This is a genomic window from Chitinophaga pinensis DSM 2588 (assembly GCF_000024005.1).
Taxonomy (GTDB): Bacteria; Bacteroidota; Bacteroidia; order Chitinophagales; family Chitinophagaceae; genus Chitinophaga; species Chitinophaga pinensis.
The window spans coordinates 214737-230641 of sequence record NC_013132.1; the positions used below are offsets into that span (position 1 = coordinate 214737).

12 protein-coding genes are annotated in these 15905 nt (G+C 43.7%); 6 read left to right on the forward strand and 6 right to left on the reverse strand.

Annotated elements, in window-relative coordinates; translation table 11 throughout:
• Window positions 1–26: 26 nt before the first annotated feature.
• Window positions 27–545, reverse strand: a complete 519-nt coding sequence (locus CPIN_RS00840; protein WP_012787849.1) for an Lrp/AsnC family transcriptional regulator — start codon at window positions 543–545, stop codon at window positions 27–29.
• Window positions 546–722: 177 nt separating this feature from the next.
• On the opposite strand from CPIN_RS00840, the gene ppsA reads away from it, so the two are divergent.
• A complete protein-coding gene (gene ppsA / locus CPIN_RS00845) occupies window positions 723–3161 on the forward strand; it encodes a phosphoenolpyruvate synthase (protein ID WP_012787850.1) in 2439 nt (812 codons plus the stop codon).
• Window positions 3162–3238: 77 nt separating this feature from the next.
• On the opposite strand, the gene CPIN_RS00850 is transcribed toward ppsA, so the two are convergent.
• The 5 genes from CPIN_RS00850 to CPIN_RS00870 form a co-directional block, all read right to left on the reverse strand.
• The gene (locus tag CPIN_RS00850) at window positions 3239–4384 is read right to left on the reverse strand and encodes a M57 family metalloprotease (RefSeq protein ID WP_012787851.1); all 1146 of its coding nucleotides are present in this window, start codon (window positions 4382–4384) and stop codon (window positions 3239–3241) included.
• 376 nt (window positions 4385–4760) lie between these two features.
• Window positions 4761–6233: a beta-helix domain-containing protein gene (locus CPIN_RS00855; protein ID WP_012787852.1), complete on the reverse strand. Its 1473-nt coding sequence runs from the start codon at window positions 6231–6233 to the stop codon at window positions 4761–4763.
• Window positions 6234–6329: 96 nt separating this feature from the next.
• A complete protein-coding gene (locus CPIN_RS00860) occupies window positions 6330–9104 on the reverse strand; it encodes a TonB-dependent receptor (RefSeq protein WP_012787853.1) in 2775 nt (924 codons plus the stop codon).
• Window positions 9105–9308: 204 nt separating this feature from the next.
• Complete coding sequence (locus CPIN_RS00865; RefSeq protein ID WP_012787854.1) at window positions 9309–9719, reverse strand: hypothetical protein; 411 nt, start codon at window positions 9717–9719, stop codon at window positions 9309–9311.
• A gap of 151 nt (window positions 9720–9870) precedes the next feature.
• Window positions 9871–10707 carry a UDP-2,3-diacylglucosamine diphosphatase gene (locus CPIN_RS00870; RefSeq protein WP_012787855.1) on the reverse strand — a complete coding sequence of 279 codons (837 nt, stop codon included), beginning with the start codon at window positions 10705–10707 and terminating at the stop codon, window positions 9871–9873.
• A 250-nt stretch (window positions 10708–10957) separates the two neighbouring features.
• On the opposite strand from CPIN_RS00870, the gene CPIN_RS00875 reads away from it, so the two are divergent.
• The 5 genes from CPIN_RS00875 (at window position 10958) to CPIN_RS00895 (ending at window position 15904) form a co-directional block, all read left to right on the forward strand.
• Complete coding sequence (locus CPIN_RS00875; protein ID WP_012787856.1) at window positions 10958–11611, forward strand: DUF47 domain-containing protein; 654 nt, start codon at window positions 10958–10960, stop codon at window positions 11609–11611.
• A 51-nt stretch (window positions 11612–11662) separates the two neighbouring features.
• Complete coding sequence (locus CPIN_RS00880) at window positions 11663–12667, forward strand: inorganic phosphate transporter (protein ID WP_012787857.1); 1005 nt, start codon at window positions 11663–11665, stop codon at window positions 12665–12667.
• Between the two features lie 184 nt (window positions 12668–12851).
• Complete coding sequence (rfbA, locus tag CPIN_RS00885) at window positions 12852–13721, forward strand: glucose-1-phosphate thymidylyltransferase RfbA (protein ID WP_012787858.1); 870 nt, start codon at window positions 12852–12854, stop codon at window positions 13719–13721.
• Between the two features lie 146 nt (window positions 13722–13867).
• Window positions 13868–14896, forward strand: a complete 1029-nt coding sequence (gene galE / locus CPIN_RS00890; protein WP_012787859.1) for a UDP-glucose 4-epimerase GalE — start codon at window positions 13868–13870, stop codon at window positions 14894–14896.
• A 45-nt stretch (window positions 14897–14941) separates the two neighbouring features.
• Entirely contained in the window at window positions 14942–15904 is a 963-nt protein-coding gene (locus tag CPIN_RS00895; protein WP_012787860.1) for a transketolase family protein, read from the forward strand.
• The last annotated feature ends 1 nt before the right edge of the window (window position 15905 follow it).

Consider the following 15905-nt stretch of genomic DNA (forward strand, 5'->3'; position numbering starts at 1 on the left):
TTTCGCAGCAAGATGACCACGGCTCATCAGAGACCTTCCTCCCTTTTACCATGCTTTGATGTCTTGATAATCTGCCCTGTAGTCAATGACAAGGCAGTCTCATGTTTGGGCTCCGCTATTACAAAAAGACTGTTAATCCTGCTGACGGCATCCAGCCGTGAGAGTTTGTTGGTAATAAACAGTTCGTACTCTTCCAGATCCGCAACCATCACCTTCAGCAGATAATCATAAGGACCATTGATTTTATAACATTCCATCACCTCCGGAAAGGTATTGACCTTCTCCTCAAACAGTTGGAAGATATCATGCCCATGCTCTTTAAGTGTAATATTTGCAAAAGCTGTTACGTGTTTGCCCATGCGTTTTTTATCCAGGATGGCTACATAGCCTTTGATATAGCCCTCACATTCAAGCCGTTTCACACGTTCAAATATGGAGGTTACTGATTTTCCCAGTCTGGCGGCTATCTCCTTGTTGGTAAGACGCGCATCTTCCTGTAACAGGTCCAGTATGTGCAGGTCGGTTTCATCTAACGTGAAATGCATCGGGGAATATTTTACTAAAATTACGCAGATTCGACCGCTGTACCTGAAAAAAAATCGTGATTAACAACTCATTATAGATTTGTTTTCGGCTTCTTCGCGTATCTGTATTTCTGGTTACAATAATGATGACCTTTATCCCGACGCCAACTTTGTCATACACCAAAACTAATCTCTTCAATGGAAACACGAATTGTAATTCCTCTTCAGGCATTATGCCTGGAGGATATCCCTATCGTAGGTGGTAAGTGCGCCTCACTTGGAGAAATGATTGCCAACCTCACCAAAGCAGGTATTAACATACCCTCCGGCTTCGCTATCACCACAACAGCCTATTATCAGTTTCTGCGTCAAAGTGGCCTGGAAGATTATATCCAGGAACAGATCGCTGGTATTGACTTTACCTCGCTGGTGACCCTGAGACGAGCGGGACAACGCATCCGCCAGGCAATCAGTAATACCAAATTTCCGCATGAACTCAGTACAGAGATCATTAGTGCCTATATGGAACTCTCCCGGGAATATGGTCAGGACATTACAGACGTAGCCGTACGTTCTTCCGCTACCGCAGAAGACCTCCCGGATGCATCCTTTGCCGGACAGCAGGAAACTTATCTGAATGTCAGAGGACCAGCCGCATTGATCGATGCCGTACGCAACTGCTTCGCATCTCTCTTCACTGACAGAGCCATCAGCTACCGACAAAATTTTGGATATGACCACTTCAGTATAGGCTTATCCGTTTGTATACAGAAGATGGTCCGCTCAGATCTCGGTGCTGCCGGCGTCGCCTTTTCCCTGGATACAGAATCAGGTTTCAAAGATGTGGTTGTCATCAACGCCGCTTTCGGACTGGGAGAAATGGTCGTACAGGGAGCTGTATCTCCTGATGAATTTATCGTATTCAAACCTGCGCTCAACGGGCATCACGCGCCCATCATTGAAAAACGCCTGGGCGTGAAAGACAAAATGATGGTGTATGGTGAAAGTAATGACCAACGCACCAAGATCATCCCGCTTGACAAAGCCAATCAGCAAAGATTCTCATTACGCGATAAACAGATTTTGCAACTTTCCGAATGGGTATGCAGAATAGAAGAATACTATTCGCAGCTCAAAGGAAAATGGTGTCCGATGGATATAGAATGGGCCTTAGATGGGCTCAGCAACGAATTATTCATCGTACAGGCCCGCCCCGAAACCATTCACTCACAGAAAGAACATCATACGATCACCTCCTATAGTATGGAACAAAAAGCGACGCCCTTATTAAAAGGGATTGCAGTAGGAGATAAGATCGCGTCCGGAAAAGTGAATATCCTTTTCTCACTGGACAAACGTATTACCGAAGGTTCGGAATTCAAACCCGGCGATGTACTCGTTACAGATATGACAGATCCCGATTGGGAACCTATCATGAAAATGGCAGCCGCTATTGTGACCAATAAAGGAGGACGTACCTGTCATGCTGCTATTGTAGCAAGAGAAATGGGGATTCCCGCCATCGTAGGCTGCGGCAACGCTACTGAGTTACTCAGTTCCGGTCAGGATATTACCATCAGCTGTGCAGAAGGTGATGAAGGCATCATTTATGAAGGAATCGTGCCTTTCAAAGAAACTTCGCTTGATCTGCGGGAACTGCCTGAGATCAATACATCGCTGATGCTGAATGTCGCCTCTCCTTCAATGGCATTTCAATATTCACATCTTCCCAACAAGGGCGTCGGACTAGCCAGGGAAGAATTCATCATTAACAACTACATTAAAATACACCCGCTTGCCTTATTGCATCATAAAACATTGAACGATGCGGCACTAAGCGCAGAGATCATACAATTGATCAGAGGATATGAAAATGAAGAAGCCTACTTTGTACAAAAGCTAGCCTATGGCATTGCGAAGATTGCCGCTGCATTTCATCCAGGTAAAGTGATTGTACGTTTCTCCGATTTCAAGAGCAACGAATACTACAATCTGCTGGGAGGAAAGTACTTCGAACCAGCAGAAGAAAATCCTATGATCGGTTGGAGAGGTGCATCCAGGTATTATTCTGAGAAATATAGCGCAGCCTTCGCGCTTGAATGCAAAGCCATCAAAAAGGTAAGAGAGGAAATGGGACTGGAGAATGTAGTCGTCATGATCCCTTTCTGCCGAACAGTCGACGAACTGCTGAAGGTACTAAGTACCATGAAACAGTATGGTCTTGAAAGAGGGGAAAACGGTCTGGAAGTATACCTGATGGCCGAGATACCTTCTAATATCATTATGGCAGAAGAATTCGCCGCGCATATTGATGGTTTTTCCATCGGGTCCAATGACCTTACACAACTGACATTAGGACTCGACCGCGACTCTGCACTGATTGCGAATCTCTATAATGAGCGCAATCCGGCTGTATTAAGAATGATCAGTATGCTGATCAGTACCGCTAAAAAGCAACATGTGAAAGTAGGTATCTGCGGACAAGGCCCTTCTGATTTTCCCGACTTCACAAAGTTTCTCGTTGAACAGGGAATTGATAGTATATCAGTCACACCAGATGCGTTGACGAAAACAGTGAAGGCCATCCATGAAGCAGAAGCAATGCTTAGCTTACATACACCGGCACACATTTTATAATATATAGCCCACAATAAAACAGAAAGTCGTCCGCCAAAGGCGGAACGGCTTTCTGTTTGCATATGTCAATCAAGATATTATAAAATCTGGATCAGTTTTACAATCTGAGTACCATTAGGACAGGTAGTCGTCCTTACCCTGTGGAACACATTGTATGTACCTTTTGGCAGATTGGAAGGGAAATGGAAAGATATGTCAGAATCGTTCCATGTAGCCACGCTTACATTAGCGCTGTTTTTGATATCCCACTCTACAGCAATCAGTTCAGACAGTTTTACTCTGTAAGAAGGATACAGCGTACCAATGTTGTTATAGGTAGCCTGTGTACCAGATGCCGGCAGGTTGATGTGAGGATAAAGGTTACATGCAGAACCTGGGTATAATGCTCTGATTACTTCAGCATCTTTACCGCTTTCATTAAACAGTATAAATCCGTCATTAGTAGAAGGTACGAAGTTCTTACGCATGATTGAACCGGCAGCATCAGCTTCGGTAAAAGCAGGCAGATCGACGTTACCGATCACCTGACCATTGTCAGCAACACCTTCACCTTGTGTATTCCAGTCGCTGTGACGCAGTCCCATCATGTGACCGATTTCGTGTGCGATCAGCCAGGCGATCTGGTCAGCGCTAAGATTCTGTGAATCGATCAGGGTTTTGTTCAGGATGATCTGATAACCGTTCACACCATTGAAGTTAGAAAATCCTGGATAATCTCCCATTGCATACACACCTGAAGGCAGGGTACCATAAACGATCTGGAAACTGTATGCCGGATCAGTTGCATAGTAGGTAGCATAAAAGCTCAGGGCAGAATGTGCACTGTTCCATTCCTGGATCGCTTTTACAGCGCCGTTATAATAACGGGATTCTCCAAGGACAGTTGACGGTAAAAACACTTTGATCTGTGTACCGAGTGTCCAGAGATTAGTAGCGGTTGCGTACTTTGCATTTGCATCCTTTCTGACGTTGTATTCATCCAGAAATTTTCTTGAAATAGCACGATCTCCTTCTACTACAAAAATTGAATCATAATTTTTTACGCCGGATGTATCAAATCCGAGATCATGGATCTTCTGCAGATACTTTTCATCTACACGCGCTTGAATTTCATGGTTCACCAGGACTTGGCTGCGGGTTTGTGCATCCTCTTTTTTACAGGCAAATAAAAAAGCAGACATCGCAGTAATGGTAACTGCTAAAGAGGCAATACGGGTTCTCATGTGATGTATTTGATTTAATTAACAAATTTTCCGGACAATAGACTACCAGCACATTTGTCTATACACAAATGCAACAGGTATATTTTTTATAAAATAGGCTCTAATGCGTAATACAAATACGATTGCCTTTTGGCAGACACGTATAGTCAATGCAGATAGAAGACGGATTTTGCATCATCAAAAGACCTGATGCGGGCCGGGTAACATGTCTCAATACGGGCTTCATATGGTCGGGTATACAACTTAAAACTGACAGTGCAATAATAGGAATATCTTCTATTAAAAAAGAACAAACTATGTTATATAAATATTAACAAACAATAAGGGACAGACTATAAAGTCTGTCCCTCTGACAAGCAGTTATATTATGTAACAATTACTCTTTTACATATACTGTTTCGTTTGGAGTCCAGTTAATCCATGCCTGATTAGTCCATGGGTTAGCAGGATCTACCGCACCAACGTAGTTAACCTTATCGAAGAAAGCATCGAATTCAGCAGAGAAGACTGCAGTTTTAGCAGTTTTCAGCGCAAATTCAGTGTTGGTAGCTTTATAAGAAGCAGCAGAAGGAACCTTAGCAAAAACATCAGCCAGTGCAGTGTAAGTAGTGTTAGTGTTCGCTTCAGCCATGATCAGGTTTTTGATATCGTTACCAGTCAGGTAGCTTGCATCTTTAGTATCAGCATCAAATAATACCGGACCGATTGCAGTAGCACCAGCACCACGCTGAGTAGAGATAGGGCTGATACCGGAAGCCTGGAAGATAGAGTTAGTGATTTTGGAAGTACCATCGCTCAGATAATCCTGTGCAACTTTACTTTCAACATCAGTAGCAACTGGCATACCAGAGAATACAGAGTTTGCTACAGTGAAATTAGCACCTCTTCTCCATCTTGCACCAGAGTAGAAATAATCACCAGCACCGGTTGCAGCACCAGGACCTACCAGGGTCAGGTTAGAAATGATCGGGTGAGTGAAAGGAGTAGAAGTGTTTGCACCGTTCAGGTTATCAACTTCCAGACCGTTAGACAGGCTCACAACGTCAGAAGCTTTAGGATCCAGCAGGGCAACGAGGAACTGCAGTTTACCTTTAAAGCCGCTATCCATATCGAAGTTATCATCCAGTGTACCGTAAGCTACCAGATATTTACAGTTTACGCTACCACCAAACCACTCGTAAGCGTCATCGCCGGAGTAGCTAACCTGGATGTGATCAACTGTAGTACCAGAACCAACTGCGTAGAAAGTAACACCGTTTACTTCGCTATCCGCAGTACTTGCCAGTGCGATACCACCGAACTCGATTCTTACATATTGCAGAACACCGGAGTTATCAGCATCATCACCTTGTGTGCTGGCTGCATTACCATAGTTCAGGTTAACAGTTGCGTCTACGTTAGCCAGACCTTCAACAACTCTCTTGTCAACTGGTCTGTTGGTAGAACCTTTACCTAACAGGATGATACCACCCCAGTCACCTTTAGCACGTGCACCTGGAGCTTTAGCAGATGTGAATACGATTGGAGCATCAGCAGTACCTTTAGCGATCAGCTTAGCACCTGCTGTGATGATCAGGGTACCACCGGAGGTAGGACTTGTGTTTCCACCCAGAATAGTAGTACCTGGTTCTATAGTCAGAGTAGCGTTGTTTGTAACGTAAACATACTCTTTCATCAGATAGAAAGTATCCTTTGAAAGCTTTCTGTCGGCAGAGATTTTACCTTTCAATTCAACAGTCGCCTTCGGTTGTTCAGGAGTTGGTTCAACTTTGTCATCATCTTTACAAGCTACGAAAGTTGTAGCCAGCGCAGCAGCCATAAGCAGAACTGATGTCTTGTTTTTTCTCATAGAATTAAATTGAATTTTTGGCAAAAAAATGAATTAAATGTTAGCTGATTATTAGCACTATGTTAACAAATGGTCAACTTATTACCTGACCTTTTATTATCTGAAAGTATAGGAAAAGCTTAAAGAGAAATTTGTTCCGTATTTGTATTGATAGAACACATAATCTGTCCCTTTCTTATAAGATCTTTTATCGTCTTTGTTCTGATACAACAGATACGGATTGTTCAGGATGTCTGAAATGTTCAGCTTGATTTCTCCGTTCTTTTTGAACAGACGTTTGCTGAGCTGCAGATCAAGCAGGTTTCTGGAATTCTCGAACACGTCCAGTTTGTTGCTGCTGTCGTCACCCACAATGTTGATCCTTGAACCGATTCTGTTGTACAGTACGGTTACACCCATGTCGTTGTTAGGATTGTTAATCTGCAAACCTGCATTGATCAGGTATGGAGACTGACCCGGCATACTTCTCGTTTCACCGTTGATGTTACGTACAGTCTGGTTTGGATTCTTGATTGAAGAGTGGATGTATGCACCGTTAGCGAATATGAAGGAATTCTTACCCCATCTGCCCATTACAAACTCCAGGTTCTTTCTTGCTTCCAATTCAATTCCGAATGTATTTGCATCATTCAGGTTGATGTATGTACGGTCGTTGTTATCGATGCTATACCATGTTTCAGAGATAGGATCTTTAAACTTCTTGTAGAATGCAGCTACTGCGAATGTTTCGCCGGCAGCAGGATATAATTCGTAACGTAAATCAATGTTGGTGATACGGGTCTGTTTCAGATTTGGATTACCAAATACGGTTGCCGCATTCAGGAAATCAAAGAAGCTGAACGTTGCGAGCTCTCTGAATTCTGGTCTCGCAACAGTATTAGAGTAAGACAATCTCAGGTTAGTCTTGTCTGTCAGATTATATACAAAGTTCGCTGAAGGCAGGAAGCTGTTGAAAGTAGTATCTGTTGTATAGCTGGCAACAGTCGATACTGGTTTCAGCTGCTGGTTGTAGCGCTCGTAACGCAGCCCCCAGATTACTCTCAGTTTCTTTGTGATAAAATTATCAAACATGAAATATCCTGCACTCAGATTAGAAGTAGCATTGTATTCACCGGTGTTATCCTTATCATCTCTCAGATAGATACCATTGCTTCCCAGGTTCTCATTAGAGAAGAGTTCATATGGAGATAAAGCCAGCTTCTCATAAGGGAAATCAGGAGAAGAGTGGTAAGAGAATGGTCTGTAGATAGAATAACGTTTTCTGTATTGTTCAAACACACCCAGTTTCAGTGAATGGTCTTTGCTCTTCTGAAGCAGTGGGAACTGATAAGACAACCCACCGTTGTAGATGTTATCTTTTACAGTAAAGAAACCACGGGAAGAACCACCATTTACCGGCTGATCAATAATAGCGTGACTGTCTGTATAGTTAGAGATACGCATGTCCGGATCATCTCTCTTAGTTTTAGAATAGTTCAGTAACCATTCTACTTTTCCACCTTTCAGACTATGCTCACCCTGTAATGTAGATGACAGGATAGAACGCTGTGTCAGCGTCAGCATCATGGATTGTGTCAGATAGTGGAAAGGAGGATTGGGATCCGCAGCTACATCACGTAACAGCGTGTTATTGTCCAGTATACGGTTGTACAGGTTCTTGAAAGATATTTTGTTATTCTTGAAGCTGTAAGCCAGATTCGCTACAGCGCCCAGTGCACTTGAATATCTGTTAGAAGTATCAACGTTATGACGTCTGTACACTTTGTTATCGATGTCGAAATCGTTACGCTCTGCGAACTGATTACGCTCAGTGTGGTTATGTGTTACAGAGAAAATGTAACCCAGTTTACGCTCACCAAAGTATTTAGTGTTACCACCGGTGATCTGAATGCTGGTACCTGGCGCTACGGTTGTATTGGATACTCTCCAGTTATTTTTGAAAGACCTGTTGATATCATCTTTTGCTTTACCAGCCAGGTTATTGAATGCAGCAGAAGAAGGAACAGCAGAAGGCAGTTTTCTTGATCCGTCATCAAATGTCCAGTAGTCGGTAGAACCTCTCATACCGGTCTTTGCATCTTTGAATGTAGATAGGCCATTCACAGAAACACCAGCAGAAGCGGTGATAAACTTTTCATCCGGGAAGTCTTTGGTATTTACCTGGATAAGACCACCTGCGAAATCGCCTGGTTTATCAGGAGTAGATGTTTTATTGATCACCATGTTATCGATCAGACCAGAAGGAATGATATCGAAAGAGAATGATTTTCTGTCAGGCTCTGTACTTGGTAACAGTACGTTATTCATGGTGGCGTTGTTATAACGGTCAGTCAGACCACGTACAACAACAAATTTGTTATCCTGGATACTGGCGCCGCTTACACGTTTCAGTACTTCGCCGGTATTTTTATCAGGGGAAGATCTTATCTGTTCAGCAGAAATACCGCTGGATACAGCGACGTTATTTTTCTGAGCAGTATATAAAGCGTTGATAGTTTCCTGTTTGAATGAACCTCTGATCACAACTTCTTGTAATTCTTTGGATTTAGGTTCATCCATAATGATGGGGAGCTGGGTGGCAACACCGGACTTCACGACTACGTCGCTTACGGCTTTGGTTTGATAACCCATATACTTGAACTCCAGCACGTAAGTACCTGGAGCTACGTTCAGTGTGTAACGACCTTCAACATCGGTAACCGCTCCTGTAGAGGTACCCTGTACGATAACGGTTACGCCAATGAGGGCTTCACCTGTTTTCTGGTCAGTTACTTTACCGGTGATTTTGCCATTATCCATGGCAAACGCGGAGAGGAAGGTACTCAAAAGGAGGCACACACATAACAGTGCAGACGCAAGAGAATGTTTCACGATATAAGCTGATTCAGTGACTTGATTGAATTACTGATGCAAAACTATTATCGCCGTGTTACCGCAGTGTTACAGCAAGGTTACGAGAATGTTAATTGTTAAGGAATAATTAAAAAATAGTTAACACATTCGGGAGAGTGTAGGCGCATAGGATAAATAATAAGGTATAATCAGGATAGGGATATGGTAATGCTAAAACATTGGTCAGCAGGCTATTTGCTGCGGTCCCTGATGATTATTATTCAATAATCTTTCCAGTGTGATGTCCAGTTGTGCGCTATACTCTGAGTTGAATTTCATACTATCGTTCAGGGTAGAGATCAGCTGAAACAGGTGCATACTCTTATTGGTAAACGGCTTGTTATCCTTATTACAAAGTTCCAGGGTAAAATTGAACTTATCTTCCAGTTCTTCTTCGAACTCACGCAGACTCAATGTTTCATCAATAGGGAATTCGATCAGCATCTGCTCAAGGAAACCGGCTTCCTGTAAAGTGTCAAATGCGTTAGCCGGGGAGTTACGCATATACACGGCTATATTACAGGCGAGCAGTCGTTGAAACTGCATCTGTAATAGGGAGACTGTCATTAAAGGATGTAACTTCAATACTTTCATCTTACTATATGTGTTAGCATTACCAGTCGGTCACTTTTACGTTTGGACTATTAAAGAATAATGCAAACTTAGTGGGCCTGTATTAAGTGAATATTAAGCAGTTGTTATTATATCATAAATAAATGTTAAATAACAACTACTTATATATGTGTTATTGTTGCGGGAAGCTGATGACCTTGGAAATGTCTTCCCAGGGCATGGCTGAGCCATCTTCTTCCTCTTCTGGTAATACAACACGCGCTTTTGATACGGGATACTGATAGAGACTCCATTGACCACTGGTATATTCCAGCGAGGTGAGACTTTCCACCCAGTCGCCGGAATTAAGATAGGTCACGTTCTTACCATTATGCTGCATTTCTTTGATAATCGGCTGGTGTATATGCCCGCAGCATACCACATCAAATCCCTTATCAACAGCAATTTCAGCTACCACCTGCTCAAAATCTGAAATAAACTTAACAGCTTGTTTCACACCATGTTTCACCTTTTTGGAAAAGCTCATCTTTTCCTTCCCCATTCGCTCTAAAATATTATTAACCAACCTGTTGATAATAATCAGCAGATCATACCCCTTTCCACCCAGTTTAGCCAGCCATTTTGAGTTTTTCATGGTCACGTCATACACGTCTCCATGGAAAAACCAGTGTCTTTTCCCGTCTACTTCCAGGATCAGCTTGTTATCGATGGTCAGATTACCCAGTCCGAAACCGGCAAATTTGCGGAGTGCTTCGTCATGATTTCCTGTCAGATAGTATACTTCAGTCCCCTTTCCGGTCATTTTCAGAATGCGACGGATCACTTTGGTATGGGCTTTAGGGAAATAACGCTTGCTGAACTGCCAGATATCGATGATATCCCCATTCAGTACCAATATCTTAGGATCGATACTGTCGAGGTACTGGACTAATTCTTTCGCATGACAGCCGTAGATGCCAAGATGAACATCAGATATAACTACAATATCGAGAGGGCGCTTATCAGACATTTTTTTTAAGAATTGAACCGAAGAAACCGGGCAGTTGTTAGGTTTAGTTTATAATATAGTATAGTTCGCTTAAAAGCGCTGCTATTGCGGGTTCACCCCGCATTCAGTCAGTCTTTTTTTACAATACAAAGAAAAAATTGCTATATTACTTTTATATTAATCCAGTGTTAAGGAATCATTAAGGATAATTTTTTCTTGGCGGTATTGCCCGCGGAAAGCTATTTTTGCGCCAAATTTTCAAACAAAGAGTATGGGAGGCTTCAATTCCTTTGTAAAGTTATTTATACCGAAAGACAGGGTTTTCTATTCATTATTTGAAGACGTTGCGGCTAATCTGGTAGAAATGGGTAAAGTGCTCGTAGAGCTGGTATCCTCCACAGATATGGCTGTACGTAAAGATAAAACCCATCTTATTGAGCGACTGGAGCACAAAAACGACGATTTTACTCATCGTATTTTTGTTGAACTGGGGCAGAACTTCATTACTCCTTTTGACCGCGAAGATATTCACCATCTGGCAGCAACGCTGGACGATGTGGCTGACTACATTCATGGATCTGCAAAAAGGCTGGACCTGTATAAAGTACACGAAATCAATGATAGTGTACGCAAACTGGCAGACCTGATCTACCAGGGTACCCTGGAATTGCACAAAGCAATCCCGGAACTGCGTACTATGTCCAACATGCGTAATATCACAGATGCCTGCGTAAGGATCAACAGTCTGGAGAACCACGCAGATGATATCTACGACATGGCAATCGCTGATCTATTCGAAAAAGAATCTAATAATGCAGGAGAACTGCTGAAAATGCGTGAACTGTATCAGGCATTGGAAATCGCAACCGACAAATGTGAGGATTGCGCCAATGTGATAGAGTCGATCATAATAAAATATGCATAATCAATTGGTTATACATATTCAGCCAGCTTCTTTAATGCAAATTTCATTCTAATGACCTTACTTGTCACGATCATCATACTGGCGTTTATTTTCGACTATATAAACGGTTTTCATGATGCGGCTAACTCAATTGCGACTATAGTATCGACAAAAGTACTCACGCCCTTTCAGGCCGTACTTTGGGCGGCAGTTTTCAACTTTGCAGCCTTCTTTATCTCCAAATATGTTTATGGCGAGTTCAAGGTAGGTAACACTATCGCGAAATCTGTATTTGAGCAGTTTATCACACTGAAAGTTATCTTGTGTGGCCTGATCGCTGCGATTGTGTGGAACCTGCTGACCTGGTGGTATGGTATACCTTCCAGTTCTTCCCACACACTGATCGGCGGTTTCGTTGGTGCTGCCGTTGCAGCTGCACACGGATCTTTTGCGGTGATCAACTACGCTAAAGTAATGCCAATCATATACTTCATTGCGCTGGCGCCATTTATAGGTATGGCCGTCGCCTTTGTGATTACCATTATAATTATGAACGTATGCCGCAGGGCAAATCCATACAGGGCGGAAAACTGGTTCAAACGTTTGCAGCTGGTTTCCTCCGGTGCATTGAGCCTTGCCCACGGTGGTAACGACGCGCAGAAAGTAATGGGTATCATCGCTGCTGCCCTGGTAGCACATGGTACAATCAAAGATATTGCCTCCGTTCCTAACTGGGTGCCTTTATCCTGTTTTATCGCCATTGGTCTGGGTACCATGAGCGGCGGATGGAAAATCGTTAAAACCATGGGATCCCGTATCACCAAGGTAACACCGTTAGAAGGTGTGGCTGCGGAAACTGCGGGTGCTGTAACGCTTTATCTCACTGAATCACTGGGTATTCCTGTAAGTACCACCCACACAATTACCGGTTCTATTATCGGTGTAGGTGCTACGAAACGCCTCTCTGCGGTACGCTGGGGGGTAACTGTCAGCCTCCTCTGGGCATGGATACTTACGATCCCGATCAGTGCACTGCTGGCTGCTGTCGTTTACTTTATAGCAGACCTCTTTATCTAAACAAAGCGCTAATACGCGATATAATCAGCCCTCCGGCATCCTCATCCTCTGATGAAATGTCCGGAGGGCTTTCTCTTTATACCTCTTCCTTTTTTAGTTTTTCCTTTTTTTTATCGCGGAGCCCCCTATTTTTGTAGGGCTTTTTGAAAGACCAAGTCTATTATTCATAATTATAATAAATGCTATGAAAGGTATCATACTGGCCGGAGGTTCCGGGACTCGTCTGCACCCCATTACCTATGCCATCAGCAAGCAAATCATGCCGGTATATGATAAGCCAATGATTTACTATCCACTGTCAACGCTGATGCTTGCGGGGATCAGGGAGATCCTTATTATATCCACGCCCCATGATCTGCCAGCCTTTCAGCGCCTCTTCGGAGACGGTTCCCAGCTCGGTCTGCGCCTTGAATATGCGGAACAACCGCTACCCAACGGACTGGCACAGGCATTTGTCATCGGCCGCGAATTTATCGGTAAGGATAATGTAGCCCTCGTATTGGGAGATAATATCTTCTATGGCGCCGGTCTTGGTACACAGCTCGCTAATAACGTCACACCTGATGGCGGTATCGTCTACGCTTACCAGGTATCCGATCCGGAACGTTATGGCGTAGTAGAATTCGATGATAAAATGCAGGCCGTTTCCATCGAGGAAAAGCCCCAACAGCCTAAAAGCAGTTACGCCGTTCCCGGTCTTTATTTCTATGATAATGAAGTGATCGAGATCGCCGCTAACCTGCAACCCAGTCCACGCGGTGAGTATGAGATCACAGATGTTAATAAAGAATATCTGCAGCGGGGTAAGCTAAAAGTATCCATCCTGCCACGGGGTACTGCCTGGCTGGATACCGGTACCTTCGACTCCATGATGCAGGCTTCTCAGTTTGTACAGGTAATAGAACAACGTCAGGGTATTAAAATAGCCTGTATCGAGGAAATAGCCTACAGACAGGGCTTCATCTCCCGTGAGCAACTGCAGGCACTCGCTAAACCATTGCTGAAAAGCGGTTATGGTCAGTACCTGGAGAAAATTATTGAACATAAGCGCTGATAATCGGAGATGGGCTACGAATTATCGATATGGAAACGTACATTCGTAACATAGCATTCAATTCACTATTTGTAATTCATCATTGGGCATATTTTCAGACATCTGATTGTACTTAATCCTGAAAAAAATAAATTAAATCAAGACATATGAAGGTTCTAGTTACCGGTGGTTGTGGATATATAGGCTCTCACACTATCGTAGATCTGATTAACAATGGCTTTGACGTAGTATCGGTAGACAGTAACATACGCAGCACCACTCAGCTGCTGGATGGCGTAGAAAAAATCACAGGCAAAAAAATCCGCAACTATAAGGTAGATCTTTGCAACCTGGAAGACACACACGCAGTATTTCACGAAAACAGGGACATCGTCGGAGTAATCCACTTCGCAGCACTGAAAACGGTGCCTGAATCCGTAGCTGATCCGTTATTTTATTTCCACAACAACCTCGCATCGCTGGTAAACATCCTGAAATGCGTAAAAGAGTTTAACATTCCTAACCTGGTATTCTCCTCCTCCTGCTCCGTTTATGGCAATGCCACCGAACTGCCGGTAGTGGAAACCTCTCCGCTGCTGGAAGCACAATCTCCATATGCGCGCACCAAACAGATGGGCGAACAGATGATCCGGGATTATAGCAAGGTGAATGACACCCAATCCATCCTGCTGCGTTATTTCAATCCGGTAGGCGCTCACCCGTCCGGCCTGATAGGAGAATTACCGATCGGTCGTCCTGATAACCTGGTTCCGTTTATCACACAGACTGCCATCGGGAAATTACCTAAACTGACCGTGTTCGGCCACGACTACGATACACGCGATGGTTCCTGCATCCGTGACTACATCCACGTAATGGATATCGCCAATGCCCATACAAAAGCCCTGCAATACCTGTTGGCTAAAAAGAACAAGGATAATTGCGAGGTTTTCAACCTTGGTACCGGTAACGGTGTGACCGTTCTCGAAGCAATCAAGGCGTTTGAAAAAATATCAGGTGTAAAACTGAACTACGAACTGGGCCCCCGCCGTCCAGGCGACGTGATCGCCATCTATGCCAATAATACCAAAGCCAAAGAAGAACTCGGCTGGGTAGCCAGCACTGGCATCGAAGATATGATGCGCACCGCATGGCAATGGGAAGTTGCTTTAAGGGACCGGGTGCTTAGTAATTAAAAAGTTTATTTCTTACATTTATGACTCAATTCTTAATAAAAGGCTATGGTAAAAGATATTAAACCGTTAAATGAGAAAGAGACACGCGCAGGCTTTGGAGAAGGTATATTGGAAGCTGGGCGTAAAAATCCGAATGTAGTAGCACTGACCGCCGACCTGTTGGGTTCGATGAAACTGAATGCCTTTATTAAGGAGTTTCCTGACCGCTTTGTACAGGTTGGTATCGCAGAAGCCAATATGATCGGTATTGCTGCCGGTATGACCATCGGTGGTAAAATCCCTTATACAACCACATTCGCTAACTTTTCTACAGGCCGTGTATACGACCAGATCCGTCAGTCAGTTGCCTATTCCGGCAAAAACGTAAAGATCTGTGCATCCCACGCTGGTCTGACCCTCGGTGAAGATGGTGCTACCCACCAGATTCTCGAAGATATCGGTATGATGAAAATGCTGCCTGGTATGACTGTTATCGTTCCTTGCGATTTCAACCAGACCAAAGCTGCTACCATCGCTATCGCAGACTACGAAGGTCCGGTTTACCTCCGCTTCGGTCGTCCAAAATGGCCAAACTTCACACCGGAAGATCAGCAGTTTGAAGTAGGTAAAGCCCAGATACTGCACGAAGGAACAGATATTACCCTGTTTGCCTGCGGTCACATGGTATGGTTATCTGTCGAAGCTGGTAAGATCCTGGAAGAAAAAGGCTACAGCGTTGAAATTATCAACATACATACCATTAAACCACTGGATGAAGAAGCAGTACTGCGCTCTATCCAGAAAACCGGTTGTGCCGTAACATCCGAAGAACATAACGTTCTGGGTGGTCTGGGTGACAGCATCGCACAGGTAGCTGCACGTCACAATCCAATTCCTATCGAATACGTAGGTACTAACGATACTTTCGGTGAAAGTGGTAAACCACTGGACCTGTTGAAGAAATACGGTCTGGATACAGAGCACATCGTTGCTGCTGCTGAAAGAGCAATCGCAAGAAAGAAGAAATAAT

Coding starts and splice junctions, on each gene's coding strand:
- CPIN_RS00880 (WP_012787857.1), top strand. CDS start 11,663: ATGACCTTACTTGTCACGATCATCATACTGGCGTTTATTTTCGACTAT.
- CPIN_RS00855 (WP_012787852.1), bottom strand. CDS start 6,233: ATGAGAAAAAACAAGACATCAGTTCTGCTTATGGCTGCTGCGCTGGCT.
- galE (WP_012787859.1), top strand. CDS start 13,868: ATGAAGGTTCTAGTTACCGGTGGTTGTGGATATATAGGCTCTCACACT.
- CPIN_RS00865 (WP_012787854.1), bottom strand. CDS start 9,719: ATGAAAGTATTGAAGTTACATCCTTTAATGACAGTCTCCCTATTACAG.
- CPIN_RS00875 (WP_012787856.1), top strand. CDS start 10,958: ATGGGAGGCTTCAATTCCTTTGTAAAGTTATTTATACCGAAAGACAGG.
- rfbA (WP_012787858.1), top strand. CDS start 12,852: ATGAAAGGTATCATACTGGCCGGAGGTTCCGGGACTCGTCTGCACCCC.
- CPIN_RS00895 (WP_012787860.1), top strand. CDS start 14,942: ATGGTAAAAGATATTAAACCGTTAAATGAGAAAGAGACACGCGCAGGC.
- CPIN_RS00870 (WP_012787855.1), bottom strand. CDS start 10,707: ATGTCTGATAAGCGCCCTCTCGATATTGTAGTTATATCTGATGTTCAT.
- CPIN_RS00840 (WP_012787849.1), bottom strand. CDS start 545: ATGCATTTCACGTTAGATGAAACCGACCTGCACATACTGGACCTGTTA.
- ppsA (WP_012787850.1), top strand. CDS start 723: ATGGAAACACGAATTGTAATTCCTCTTCAGGCATTATGCCTGGAGGAT.
- CPIN_RS00850 (WP_012787851.1), bottom strand. CDS start 4,384: ATGAGAACCCGTATTGCCTCTTTAGCAGTTACCATTACTGCGATGTCT.